Here is a 13,838-nt window from a genome sequence, read left to right as displayed (position 1 = left end):
ATGCCGAGGCAGTAGATGCGCAAGGTAACGTGGATGTTGCAGATGCAGACGTAACAGTAACACTTGATGTTACTCCACCAGATATCACTACAACAGTGTTAGCAATTGACCCAGTTACTGCTGATAACATCCTGGATGCCACCGAAGCTGGTGGAACTGTGACCTTAACGGGTACGTTGACGAACATCCCTACAGATGCGGCCACAACAGGTGTTGTAGTGACTGTAAACGGAGTGAACTACGTTGCAACAGTAGATGCAGCAGCGGGTACTTGGACCGTTGATGTAGCTGGTAGTGGCCTTGCAGCGGATACAGATTTAACTGTTGATGCTACAGCTACTTTCACAGACCTTGCTGGAAACAGCAGTACTCTGCAAGATACGCAAACTTATACTCTTGCAGGTTCTATCGTTGCCTTTGACAACTTTGATACAGCCGTACTTGCTCCTCAACCATTGCTTGTACAAGATGATGCCTCTTTAGGTAGCGAAACTTACCTAGCCTTGGTTTCACTTGCTGGACTTGATTTACAACTTGGTTCTGAAGCAATTGATTTTACAGTGGCTGCTGGACAAGAAGGTAACGCGACATTTACTTACAGTGCTTTAATTGGAGTGGATGCATTATCTGACTACTCTCTAGTTGTTCAAAAATTTGATACAACAACAGGTCAATGGACTGCAATTTATGGTGGTGGCCAAGCGGATATTCTTGATCTTACTTTACTAGGTTCAACACCTGGTGTAGTGATTGATGGTTTAGAAGAAGGTCAATACCGTGCATTCATGACTTATAACGGTCTTCTAGGCATCGGTTTACTTGGTACCTTAACAGGCACAATGGATGTTTATGACACGACACAAGTAGGCGGCTACTACACTGAAGTTGCTGATGGTAACGTCATAACAGAAATAAATGATGCTGGTGAAGTAGACGTTGTGACTCCAACAACAGTTGTAAGTGCAGTTAACGGTCAACCTGTTGTAGCAGATGGCACGATCATTAATGGTGCTTACGGTACATTGGAAATCAACCTTGATGGTTCATACATTTATACTCCTACTGCAAGTGCGGCAGGTGTAGGTCAAACAGATCAATTTGTATATACATTGACTGATCCTGTGACTGGCGATACGGCTCAAGCAAATCTCAATATTCAATTGAGCTCTGTGAAAGCGGTAGACAATGTAGTAACGGCAGAAATTAATCCAGAGCCATTACTTGTTGCAGATGATGTTGCTCTTGGTAGCTCAACTTACCTTGCAGCCGTATCGTTGGCTGGTCTGGACTTACAATTGCTTGGTAACGATGCAATTGAATTTACTGTTGATCCAAACCGTGAAGGTACAGCAACGTTCACATTCGATGCGATAATCACTGCCGATTTACTCAGTGATTATGCGATTGTTGTTCAGAAGTTTGATGAAGCAACAGGACAATGGGTATCGATTGGTGGTACTAATCCAGAAGCTTCTCTCATCGATCTATCACTCATCGGCGGTACACCAACAGCGGTGCTTGAAGGATTGGATGCTGGTCAGTACCGTGCATTCATCGGATATGAAGGTTTGCTAGGCATAGGCTTAGGCGGAACATTAACTGGTACGATGGATGTCTATAATCCATACATCGTGGCTGGTTACTCTGTTGAACCGATCTCTGGTAATGTCATCAAAGATGCAAGCCTCACTGGTGAAGTTGATGCGGCAAGCAGCAGTGCTGTGATCTCTCAAGTTAACGGTGTTGCTGTTGATCCAGCTACTGGTGCAACAATTGTTGGTACTTACGGTACCTTGGTGATCGATCAAGATGGTAACTACACATATACACCAACTGTAAATGGCGCAAACCTTGGTCAGGTAGATCAATTTACCTACACCTTGCTTGATCCTGTAACAGGTAACACTTCTGAGGCAACACTTTATGTCCGCCTTGACAGTGACAGTGTAGATATGACTTGGAACGATGCAGATCCATCTCAACCAGCTGTAATTACTAGTCCGCTTCCAGTAGATGCAATGGATAACGTTGCTTCGGCTGAAATAGACATGGTGTATCCAGTAACAACTGAGGTACTTGATAATGCGATCAGCTATAACTGGTTACTCGGTGTAGGTGGAATTGTTATCGGTTCTAGAGAAGGTACAGCGACATTTACAGTTGACCCAGGTAACCTTACTGATGCCATTATTGCAGTGAACTTCGGTTCGGTTGCAACGGTGATTGATGGTTTACATGTAGTATTAACTCGAGTAAATCCAGACGGCTCTCGTACTGTGGTTGCTGATAGTTCTGATACTGGTGTGATTGATTTGTTAGGTATCTTTGGTTCGGAAGTTCAATTCAAGATTGATAACTTAAGTGCCGGTACTTATGAATTGTTCATGGAAAGCAACACACTTCTAACAGCTCTAGGTAGTGTTACTGCGGATATCACACTAAATCATGGTGATATTACTCAGCCTCCTGTACTGGTTGTTGATCCTGTGATTGGTAACGTACTTGCTGATGATAACTCTGCTGTTTACGGTACAAACTATGTACCAGACTACATTACGACAACTTCAGTAGTAACTACAGTTACAGCTGAAAATGGTAATACGTCTGCGGTTGTAGCAGGTACCCCAGCAACGATTGTTGGTGCATACGGAACTCTGACTATTGGCGCAGATGGTACTTATAGTTATCAGGCAACTGCAAATATGGCGAATGTAGGTAAAGTTGATAGCTTCACTTACACCGTCACAGACCCAGTGACTGGTAGAACTGATACAGCTACATTACATGTTCAAGTTGGTTCACCAGATGTTGATGTAACTTGGAACACAGCGGATCCTTCGGCAGACGCTACACTTCCAACACCTGCTGTAACAGCTGATACAGATGATGCAACGATCAGTATGGCACCAGTGGTAGACCCACTTGTGGATGTTACAAGTCCGAATGTTTCAATTAGTCTTTTTGATAATAGTAATACTGTGTTGTCAAATAACTTTACTGTAGCTGCTAATACTGTAGCGGATGTTAATCTACAGATGCTTTATACAGCTACTTTAAGTTTATCAGCCTTGCCAACTGTAGGTTATGTAATTCAACGTTCTACAGATGGTGGCACAACTTGGGTAGATACAGTGTACTCTGGCTCTCAAACTGCTTTAGCTGGCGTACTTGGTGCACCTGCTTTATCTGATTCAGTAGCTCATCTGTCAGAAGGCCTATACCGAGTACAATTCAGCTTATCTAGTTTGATATCAATTGGTAACGTAACTCTAGATACTGTAGTGAATACCACTGCTACGCATCTAGACCAATACACACCAGATGGTCAAACAGACTGGATTACTGGCAACGTACTTACTAATGATGTCGTAGAAGGTACTCAGCTCTATGTAATGAACTCAACAACTGGCACATATGAGCTAGCTGCGGGTCAAGGAGTGAATACAGGTGAAGGCACATTGTATCTATACAATGATGGCTCTTACTTCTACAAACCATTAGACAGTGCTGCGAATGCGACAATCGATGTGGTTGATTACAAGTTAGTTTCGGTGATTGATGGTAGTGAATACACTTCTTCATTGACGATTAACTTGAGTCAAGAGTTGAATAGTCTTGCAGTAAGTACCGCGGCAAATGACACATTTGCTCTTGGTAACGGCTCGGATACCTTGATCTACAACACATTAACAGCTGCGAGTGTCACTAACGCAACTGGTGGTAACACAACAGGTGGTGGTGTAGATATATGGACTGACTTCCATGTAGGTAATACTGCAACTGATGATCAGGCTGATAAGATTGACTTGAGTAACTTGTTAATTGGTTCTCAATCTAACTTAACAATCGGTCAATATGTGTCAGTAAGCTACGATGCTGGTACTCAAACTGCGACAATCAGCGTAGACCGTGATGGTGGAGTACTCATCGAAGGTACTTACACTGAAACACCATTGCTTCAATTGACTAACCTCACAGGTCCAGTCACATTGAATGACTTGATCAACAATGGTCAAATCATTTTCTAATCTGAAAATCGACTTATAGAAAAAAGAGCCTTCGGGCTCTTTTTTTATGTTTAAACAATACGTTAACTTTGCTTTTAGAAGGGGCATGATATGATGCTTGATTAGCGCTTTATAGAACAACAAACAATTAGGGACTGAATTCGAGTGACGGCATTTTTAAATTTCCAAAGACAACTTAACCTTTGGTTAGAACAAGTTGTTCAGCACGTTCCGAGTCTTAAACAGGATATTATTTTATTTTTATCTTATGGCCCCAAAGACCAAAGATGTAGCGTATGGCACAGTGAGAAAACCAATTTAGAGCAGGCTAAAAAACAATTATTAGTTTTTATTAATGACCAATTTGCACAGGCACCACTCGCTGATTATATAAAAATCGATATCGCATATAATTTAATGCAACAGGTGTGGAAAGAAGTAGAACAACAGGTCCACCATCAATTTCACAACAACCATTACCGTAAAGGCATTGGCTTTGATGAACACTGTTCAGTGGCTTTTCTTGAACAAGAGATCTATGGAAAAGCAATTATTCGAGGCTTGAGCTACGACAAGCCGAACTTCTTTGATGAAACCAATCTGAATTATGCAATTAAGCAAAAATATAACGCTACAAAACCACAGATTAAACTACAAGAGTTGCAAGACATTTGGACTTTTGATACCTACGGAGCATTTTATGAAAATGGTCAATTCATTAATTTAGCGAGTCGCTATGATGTAAATGGTATTAGGGCAATCTCAAATAATAAAAAACAGCATTTTAAGCTGTTAATTGAACAAAATTCGGCATTCCTGCATGACCAGATTCAAGAAAATGGCAAATTTATTTATGGTTATTTTTCTGCCTATGATCGAGACATTCGTAACTACAATACGGTACGTCACTGTACCTCGGTGTATGCCTTACTAGAAACATTTGAGGTGCAAAATAAGCCTGAATATTGGCCTAAAATTCATGCCGCGATTCACTATGCATTGACCAATTTTTATAAAGAAAAAGACCCAGAAACTGCTTTTATGATTGATGGTAAAGAAGGTGAGTTGGAAATTAAACTGGGTGCCAATGCGGCAGCTATTTTAATGCTGACAAAATATCAAGAAATTACCCAAAAAACTGATTATCAAAAATATGCAGAGAAACTCGCAAATGGTATTTTGAAATTAGTAGATTCAAATGGATCAACGACTCATGTATTAAATTATCCTAACTATGATTTAAAAGAAAAATTCAGGATTATTTATTATGATGGAGAAGCTGCTTTAGCTTTATTACGTTTATACCAAATTAACCAAGATTCTAGATTATTAGAAACAGTTAAATTAATGTTTGAATGTTTTATTGAAAAGAGATATGAAAAATATCATGATCATTGGTTAAGTTATTGTACCAATGAACTCACTAAAATATGCCCAGAAGATAAATATTTTATTTTTGGTCTAAATAATTATTTAAAACATTTTATTTTTATTCGAAATCGAAAAACGACATATGCAACTTTGTTAGAGATGTTAATGGCTGCTTATAAAATGGTGAGCCGTTTAAAAGAGCAGGGACGCACAGCACTTTTTGAGCAATCTTATATGTCTGAGCTTCAAAAACTAATTGAGTTTAGAGCAGATTTTCAAACTACAGGATTTTTTTATCCGGAAATGGCCATGTATATGGCACGGCCAGATAAAATCTTGCATGCATTTTATATTCGACATGATCGTTTTCGAGTAAGGATTGATGATCAAGAACATAACTTGTCGGGTTATATCGCCTATGTAAAAGATTACAAGGGTGATGAGCCATGAAATACCAACCCGTTGAGATCAAATTATTAGCACATGTCGGCACTACAAGTTTTGATGAAGCTTTATGGCAATTCGAATTTGACGATGATGTCTCAACGCTATTACTCATCGACTATGCATTAGAGCAATTTCAGCAAAGAAATATACAAGCTCAAGATGTCTATGTTGTGCCTGAACACCTATCTGAGCAAGTAGGTCAGTACAATCTAGGCCTAAAGCCCTCTGAACATTACACCTTTATTGAGCTATTACAGTTCTTAACTTTTACTCAAGCAGCAGATGTAAAAAATGCTTTAAGCAATATGCTTTACGGTACAAGTGAAAAAGCACATTTAATTTTGTCCGAAAGAGCTGATATCTATCACTTAAATTTTAAAAAAGAAGGTAAACGAAATCAGCTAAAACATTTGTTTTTATTAGTCAAAAATATTTATACCTATCCAGCTGAAATTAGTAATCTGTTCTTTGTAAAGGAGCTAAATTTTAAGGGTAAAGCCTATCATCCCCAGGCGCCATTAATGGCTCAATCAGTCGTAACGGTCTTATATCTATCTAACTCATTTAGAAAAATTTATCTCACGTTTTTCCAAGAAAACCAGACCATCGGTTTCTTTTCATTTTTAGATGATATTCATCGAATTGAACATTTGGTTCCTTACTATCACTGCTTTCAAGAGCAGAACGTAAAACCTAAAGTTTGCTCTACTCAAAGTGGCATGATCAACATTTTGGGAGATACTTATTTTGGGGAGATCTATACAGAAAAGCGTAAGTCTAAGGGGCAAAAAGATGCTCTACAACAATATGGATACAGCTATTCATTCGAAAAAATAAAAGCCTTTTTAGGTGAAAATGACTTAAATATTGCTAACTTTGAAGCAGTATTTTCTTTAGAAGATCAGTCACCATTAGCGCGGAAAAAGCCATTTATTCTTAAAGCTGAGGCTGAAAAAACATTAGCAGAATTTAAGAATATTCACCTTAACCATGTTGTGTTGGCCAATAACCATCAAAAAGATCATGGCGATCGCGGATTAGCTTATACATTACAACAACTTGATCAGGCCAAAATTTCTTATATCGGTGCAGGATTAAACCAAAAAGATGCTCATAGCTACTTTGAAATCACTTTTAATAACAAGCACTACGCTATTTTTAATGGCTATTGGCATAGAGATACAGCCTATTTAGATTATGATTTTTACGCTTTAGCGCACAAGAGTGGAGTGGCTTGTCTAAATGGAGTTTTAATTGAACAAATAAGCCGTTATAAGTTAGCTCATCCTCACCATAAAGTCATTGTTATTTGTCATTGGGGCGTTGATTTTAAACCTATTACAAAAGAACAAACTAAACTCGCCAATATTTTAACCCAAGCTGGGGCCGATCTTGTGATTGGACATGGTGCGCACACTGTTCAACCCATTCAATTCATTCATCAAAAGCCTGTAGTATTTGGTATTGGCAATGCAGTTTTTAATAGTAACGGTGAGTATGCAGAGCACAATGCTCTACCATATGGATGTATAGCACGGCTAGATTTGTCAAAAGATCGCCTTCGTTTATATCCGATCTATACCAATAATTTGAAAACATTTTGGCAGCCATATCCGGTCAATGAGGAAGATTTTTCAAAGGCCAGCTGTTATATGACTTCATTACTGGCCCAAGAAAATTATAGTTTGGCTCAAGATAAATTAGGTTTTTATGTAGAGCTTGGTTTTTAAAATATGTTAAGGATAACTTTGATAATTCGATAAAATTGTTTGAAGTTGTACAGGTGTAAAACCTAAATTCCTTAATCCACCACTACCACGTTTACATTCAGCACTCGCCATAATATTCGTTGGAGTCCGTTTTGTAGCATTCGGTGCGCAAACATGTTTTAGACCAAATGCATGCCCCATTTCATGAACGCTTCCTGCCTGAATATTATAATTTAAACGATTCCAGTCTAATAAAATAAAGGGTTCGCCATTGTTGCGAAAAGCTCTGCTGGTAACGTCTTCAAATTTCCATTTAGGTGAGTATGCATCGTAAATAAAAATAATGACTTCTTTACTTGCTGCGCGTTTTGGAAAACAGGTCTTTATGCTTGCTGGAATCGTTTCGAGGGAAATAGGGTAGGGCTGATTAATTTGCTGCTTAAGGTCACATCGTAACTGAATGAACTGTTCATATGGGATATAACGGTTTAATTTGAACTTAAAGATTTTATTGTTTTTATCATCTACATAATATTTATTTAATATTTTAATTTCTTTCCGCATTTGTTGATAATTATCAAACTTTACAGCTTCCGGAGAATTAGTGGTAAAAACGAAAGTGACTGGAACAATAGGGCGGCCATCTATAGATACTTTAGGTACTTCTCTTGAAGGAAGAATAGGGGGGCGAGTAGTACAAGAAACACATAGTAAAGTCCCAGTCACTACCAGTATGGCTTTTTTCATGCAGATCTCCCTCAAACCTACCTTGGATTACATTTAATTTTAGTCAAATTTTTTTATATGATATGAAGAATGTCAATTTTTATGGAGTCCATTTTGACAACTCAGTATGAACTACATCGGCAGATTTTAGAAGTCATTGCTTTGATTCCTTACGGAAAAGTTGCAACTTATGGGCAAGTCGCTCGTATGGCAGGTTTACCTAAACATGCGAGATTAGTTGGCTATGTCCTTAAGCATCTTGAAGCAGATCATCAAGTACCATGGTATCGCGTTATTAACTCTCAAGGCAAAATTAGCCTAAGTAAATTTAATGAAAAGGGTGAAAATGTTCAACAGTTAAAGCTCGAAGCTGAAGGCGTCTATTTGTTAAATGGCAAAGTAAACTTAAAGAAATTTGCTTGGCAGCCTTAAAAGCACTAAAAAGGCTAGTTATTTAAAAATAATTGCCTAAATTATTAAAATCAACAAGATAGGCAATATGGAAGTTATCGAACAATTAAAACAGGAATATGACTTTCGCCTAAGACTTTTTGTGCAACGCTACCCAGCACCAGTTTTCGTACTCCTGTACGGCCATGAGAACCCATTACGATCAAATCTGCATTTAACTCTTGAGCAGCCTCAATAATTTCTTCATGCACTACAAAACCTTCAAGCAGTTTAGTTTCAACCGTAATGCCTTCTTCGGCAAATTTTTGTTTTGCTTTTTCTAAAATGTCGAGTAAATAAGTTCGTGTGCGTTCAATCAACTCATTAGTTTGACCAGTTTTTACATAGACGTCTGCAATAAACGGGTCAAGTGCCATAACTTGTACAACCGTAATTTTGCTGTTTAGCGCTTTTCCCAGTTTGATCGCCTCTTTCATGGCAATCATAGAAGTTTCAGAACCGTCAATTGGTACAAGAATATGTTGATATAACATGAGTGTTTTCCTTATTGTAATGATGCTTATTTATTCAATACTTTATACTTATTTTTTGACGATTTAAATTCAAGCACGTAATCATTTGTGACTTTATAATAATAAATTTTTCTAGATAAACTTTTATAGATTTCGCAAATTTTCTATATGTGTAGATAAAGCATCTATATCATCAGTTTGCAAATATTCACGTATTTTCAGAATCTGCTTTTCATCTAAATCATACAGTTTTAAAGCAAGCAGTTTATCGATTTGTTCTTGAGGAAAGCGATATTTAATAATTTTCGCAGGCACGCCACCTACAATTGCATAGGGTGGAACATCTTTAGTTACTACAGCTCCAGTTGCAACGACTGCACCTTCACCAAGTTTGACACCTTGCATAATCATTGCGCGACTGCCAATCCAACACCCATCAGCAATAACTGTGTCACCAGCTGCTACAAAACTACGGGTATCAAAAGGAAAAGTCGAAATCCAGTCTGTTCTATGAAGTTGGTTGCCACCCATCATGATGACGCATTCAGCGCCAAAGCAAACAAAATTACCTATATAAAGTTGGTCAATTGGTTTGTCCGGTGTCGAGGCTTTATCATGTAAATAACGTACAACACAACGTTCAAAACCTTGGTCCCAATAGGCTGAATAATATGAATAATGACCTTTAATATGGATATTCGGGTTTTTAACAGTTTTGGAAATAAACTCAAATTCACACCAATGACGAACTGGGGTGTTAATTAAAGAAGTATCCATTTGTGATTTCCCAAAAATATATCAATGGTATTAAATAAAAACCCCTCATAAAGAGGGGCTAGTTGTGTATTATCTTAGAGATATTCTACACTTACGATTTCATATTCGACTTCGCCTTGAGGAGTCACGATTTTTACTTCATCGCCTTCACTCTTACTCAAAAGACCACGTGCGATTGGTGAGTTCACAGAAATTTTATTAATTTTAAAATCTGCTTCGTCATCGCCTACAATTTTATAAGTCTTACGTTCTTCAGTATCAAGATTTTCAATGGTGACAGTCACACCAAATACAACACGACCATTTTGCTCAAGTGTTTTGACATCAATTTCTTGAACTGCACCGAGTTTACCTTCGATATCCTGAATACGGCCTTCACAGAAACCTTGCTGTTCACGAGCAGCGTGGTATTCTGCGTTTTCTTTTAAATCGCCATGTTCACGCGCTTCAGCAATCGCTTGGATAATACGTGGGCGTTCAACAGATTTTAAATGTTGTAATTCTTTCTCTAAGGCAATTTTACCTTCAGGGGTCATTGGATAACGTTGCATTTTGGTCCCTCTTAAGTTGAGAAAACACAGTTAAAAAAATGAAAAAATCCCGCCACCGATAAGGTGACGGGACTTATCGGTAACAAATTAACCTACAGTTAAATCTTGCAAGCGGTATACATCCATTGGCAATTTCACAGCAAAGGCTTGGCAAACAGCTTCTGCACCATTGATAGTCGTTGTGTAATACACTTTGCCTTGTAGGGCAGCACGACGAATCATTGCAGAGTCATATTGAGCCTGTTTACCTTCAGTGGTATTGACAATAAGGTGTATTTCACCATTTTTCAAGCGGTCAACAATATGTGGACGACCTTCAGTTACTTTATTCACAGATTCACATTCTAAACCTGCTTCTTTAAGCACTTGGTATGTACCACCTGTTGCAATAAGCTTGAAGCCATATGCAGCTAATTTCTTAGCGATATCTGCGATATATTTCTTGTCAGATTCACGTACTGATAAGAAAGCATGTTTTACTTCGCCTTCAGTTGGTAAACCTGGTAAGCGTTCATTTGAGCCTAAAACAGCTTTATAGAATGCTTCACCAAATGTTTTACCTACGCCCATTACTTCACCTGTAGATTTCATCTCAGGTCCAAGCATTGGATCTACGCCTTGGAATTTAGCGAATGGGAAAACAGCTTCTTTCACAGCAAAGTGTGTTGGAATGATTTCTTTAGTAAATCCTTGAGATTCAAGTGATTGACCAGCCATACAGCGTGCAGCTACTTTTGCTAAAGAATCACCAATACATTTCGATACGAATGGAACTGTACGTGAAGCACGTGGGTTAACTTCAAGAATGTAAACATCATCGCCTTTAACTGCGAACTGAACATTCATCAAACCAACCACACCAAGTTCTTTTGCCATCGCAACAGTTTGACGACGCATTTCATCCTGAATTTCTTTTGATAAAGAATAAGGAGGAATTGAACATGCTGAGTCACCTGAGTGAATACCAGCTTGTTCGATGTGCTGCATAATACCGCCGATCACAACGTCTTTACCGTCAGATACACAGTCAACATCAACTTCAGTTGCATCATCTAGGAAACGGTCAAGAAGGACAGGGGCTTCGTTAGATGCCTGAACTGCTTCACGAAGGTAACGTTTAAGTTCTTCTTCGTTATATACGATTTCCATTGCACGACCACCTAATACATAAGATGGGCGAACAACTAACGGATAACCTACTTTTGCAGCTTCAGAGATACCTTCTTCAGCAGATTTTACAATGCTGTTGTTTGGTTGACGAAGCTGTAAACGTTGGATCATTTGCTGGAAACGTTCACGGTCTTCTGCACGGTCAATTGCATCTGGTGATGTACCAATAATTGGTGTACCAGCTTCTTCTAAAGCACGTGCCAATTTAAGAGGAGTTTGACCACCGTACTGTACGATTACACCTTTAGGCTTTTCTGTACGTACAATTTCAAGCACATCTTCAAGTGTTACTGGCTCGAAGTATAGACGGTCAGATGTGTCATAGTCGGTAGAAACAGTTTCAGGGTTACAGTTAACCATGATTGTTTCATAACCATCTTCACGCATAGCAAGCGCCGCGTGTACACAGCAGTAGTCAAATTCGATACCTTGACCAATACGGTTTGGACCACCACCAATCACCATGATCTTGTCACGATTTGATGGGTTTGCTTCACACTCTTCATCGTAAGTTGAATACATGTATGCAGTACCTGATTCAAACTCGGCAGCACATGTATCAACACGTTTGTAAACTGGGTAAACACCCAAATTCCAACGTTGTTTACGGAATTGCTTTTGTGAAATACCCATGAGGTCAGCAATACGCAGGTCAGATAAACCTTTGCGTTTGAAAGCACGGATATTGTCAGCGTTTAAGTCACCAAAACCTAAAGCTTTTACTTCAGCTTCAGTTTTAACGATGTCTTGAATTTGAATGAGGAACCAACGGTCAATTTTGGTTGCTTCAAACACTTCATCTAAAGAGAAGCCATGACGGAAAGCATCTGCTACATACCAGATACGCTCAGGGCCTGGAACTTTAAGCTCTTTTAAAATGGTTTCTTTTGCATTTGTTGCGCCAGCTTCGATTTTTTCATCAAAACCGCTTACACCAACTTCAAGACCACGTAATGCTTTTTGTACAGATTCCTGGAAGTTACGGCCAATAGCCATTACTTCACCAACAGATTTCATCTGAGTGGTTAATACAGGTTCTGCTTGTGGGAATTTCTCGAAGTTAAAACGAGGAATCTTCGTTACAACATAGTCAATCGATGGTTCGAAGCTTGCAGGAGTCACGCCACCAGTGATGTCATTTTTCAATTCATCAAGAGTATAACCAACAGCAAGTTTTGCTGCGATTTTTGCGATTGGGAAACCTGTTGCTTTAGAAGCAAGAGCAGATGAACGAGATACACGAGGGTTCATCTCGATGACAACCATACGTCCATCTTTCGGGTTAATACCGAATTGAACGTTAGAACCACCTGTTTCAACACCAATTTCACGAAGAACTGCAACCGAAGCATTACGCATCAATTGATATTCTTTGTCTGTTAATGTCTGAGCAGGAGCAACGGTAATTGAGTCACCAGTGTGAACGCCCATTGGATCGAAGTTTTCGATAGCACATACGATAATACAGTTGTCGTTTTTGTCACGAACAACTTCCATTTCGTACTCTTTCCAGCCAATTAAAGATTCATCGATCAATAACTGGTGAGTAGGAGAGAGGTCAAAACCACGTTCACAAATTTCAAGGAATTCTTCGCGGTTATATGCAATACCACCGCCCGAACCACCCATTGTAAATGATGGACGAATAATTACAGGAAAACCAAAGCGCGACTGGATTGTTAAAGCTTCTTCCATTGTTTCAGCAATGGCAGCTTTTGGACATTCCAAGCCAATTTTACGCATAGCGATATCGAAGAGTTTACGATCTTCGGCTTTCTCAATCGCTTCTTTGCTTGCACCAATTAATTCAACATTATATTTAGCAAGAACACCGTGCTCATCAAGTGCGAGGGCACAGTTCAATGCAGTTTGACCACCCATAGTTGGTAATACTGCATCTGGACGTTCTTTTTCAATAATCTGTGCAACTGTTTGCCAAGTAATCGGCTCAATATAAGTTGCATCAGCCATTGAAGGATCTGTCATGATGGTTGCTGGATTAGAGTTAACCAAAATAACACGATAGCCTTCTTCACGAAGTGCTTTACACGCTTGAGCACCTGAGTAGTCAAACTCACATGCTTGTCCAATCACAATCGGGCCAGCACCAATAATTAAGATGCTTTTAATATCCGTACGTTTAGGCATTATTCGCTC

9 protein-coding genes are annotated in these 13,838 nt (G+C 38.9%); 4 read left to right on the top strand and 5 right to left on the bottom strand.

Features of this window, described 5'->3' with window-relative positions; genetic code table 11:
• From RMB03_RS03285 to RMB03_RS03275, 3 genes are all read left to right on the top strand, one after another.
• A partial coding sequence (locus RMB03_RS03285) for a type I secretion C-terminal target domain-containing protein (protein ID WP_311073854.1) occupies positions 1-4,028 on the top strand: 4,028 nt, incomplete at its 5' end.
• 144 nt (positions 4,029-4,172) lie between these two features.
• A complete protein-coding gene (locus RMB03_RS03280) occupies positions 4,173-5,828 on the top strand; it encodes a poly alpha-glucosyltransferase (protein ID WP_311073851.1) in 1,656 nt (551 codons plus the stop codon).
• Positions 5,825-7,555 carry a CapA family protein gene (locus RMB03_RS03275; RefSeq protein WP_311073849.1) on the top strand — a complete coding sequence of 577 codons (1,731 nt, stop codon included), beginning with the start codon at positions 5,825-5,827 and terminating at the stop codon, positions 7,553-7,555. Before RMB03_RS03280 ends, RMB03_RS03275 begins: the two co-directional genes overlap by 4 nt.
• Positions 7,556-7,561: 6 nt before the next feature.
• Here the strand turns inward: RMB03_RS03275 and RMB03_RS03270 are convergent, their stop codons facing one another.
• Positions 7,562-8,281 (bottom strand): metalloprotease, encoded by a 720-nt coding sequence (locus RMB03_RS03270; protein ID WP_311073847.1) that lies wholly within the window; start codon positions 8,279-8,281, stop codon positions 7,562-7,564.
• Positions 8,282-8,362: 81 nt separating this feature from the next.
• Here RMB03_RS03270 and RMB03_RS03265 point away from each other — a divergent pair, with 81 nt between their 5' ends.
• Positions 8,363-8,692, top strand: a complete 330-nt coding sequence (locus RMB03_RS03265; protein WP_311073857.1) for an MGMT family protein — start codon at positions 8,363-8,365, stop codon at positions 8,690-8,692.
• A gap of 74 nt (positions 8,693-8,766) precedes the next feature.
• On the opposite strand, the gene RMB03_RS03260 is transcribed toward RMB03_RS03265, so the two are convergent.
• The 4 genes from RMB03_RS03260 to carB form a co-directional block, all read right to left on the bottom strand.
• A complete protein-coding gene (locus tag RMB03_RS03260) occupies positions 8,767-9,204 on the bottom strand; it encodes a universal stress protein (protein WP_311073844.1) in 438 nt (145 codons plus the stop codon).
• 123 nt (positions 9,205-9,327) lie between these two features.
• Positions 9,328-9,960: a CatB-related O-acetyltransferase gene (locus RMB03_RS03255; RefSeq protein ID WP_311073842.1), complete on the bottom strand. Its 633-nt coding sequence runs from the start codon at positions 9,958-9,960 to the stop codon at positions 9,328-9,330.
• 74 nt (positions 9,961-10,034) lie between these two features.
• Positions 10,035-10,511, bottom strand: a complete 477-nt coding sequence (greA, locus tag RMB03_RS03250; protein ID WP_003650066.1) for a transcription elongation factor GreA — start codon at positions 10,509-10,511, stop codon at positions 10,035-10,037.
• 87 nt (positions 10,512-10,598) lie between these two features.
• Positions 10,599-13,829, bottom strand: a complete 3,231-nt coding sequence (gene carB / locus RMB03_RS03245; protein WP_005038712.1) for a carbamoyl-phosphate synthase large subunit — start codon at positions 13,827-13,829, stop codon at positions 10,599-10,601.
• Positions 13,830-13,838 lie beyond the last annotated feature (9 nt).

The sequence above is a fragment of the Acinetobacter sp. V91_7 genome (assembly GCF_031799075.1).
Lineage (GTDB): Bacteria > Pseudomonadota > Gammaproteobacteria > Pseudomonadales > Moraxellaceae > Acinetobacter > Acinetobacter calcoaceticus.
Note: the sequence above shows the minus strand (reverse complement) of the source record. Positions and strands in the feature narration are given on the sequence as shown.

What these genes read in the sequence shown, in the direction of transcription:
- RMB03_RS03275 (WP_311073849.1), top strand. Translation starts at nt 5,825, where the DNA reads ATGAAATACCAACCCGTTGAGATCAAATTATTAGCACATGTCGGCACT.
- RMB03_RS03270 (WP_311073847.1), bottom strand. Translation starts at nt 8,281, where the DNA reads ATGAAAAAAGCCATACTGGTAGTGACTGGGACTTTACTATGTGTTTCT.
- RMB03_RS03265 (WP_311073857.1), top strand. Translation starts at nt 8,363, where the DNA reads ATGGAGTCCATTTTGACAACTCAGTATGAACTACATCGGCAGATTTTA.
- RMB03_RS03260 (WP_311073844.1), bottom strand. Translation starts at nt 9,204, where the DNA reads ATGTTATATCAACATATTCTTGTACCAATTGACGGTTCTGAAACTTCT.
- RMB03_RS03255 (WP_311073842.1), bottom strand. Translation starts at nt 9,960, where the DNA reads ATGGATACTTCTTTAATTAACACCCCAGTTCGTCATTGGTGTGAATTT.
- greA (WP_003650066.1), bottom strand. Translation starts at nt 10,511, where the DNA reads ATGCAACGTTATCCAATGACCCCTGAAGGTAAAATTGCCTTAGAGAAA.
- carB (WP_005038712.1), bottom strand. Translation starts at nt 13,829, where the DNA reads ATGCCTAAACGTACGGATATTAAAAGCATCTTAATTATTGGTGCTGGC.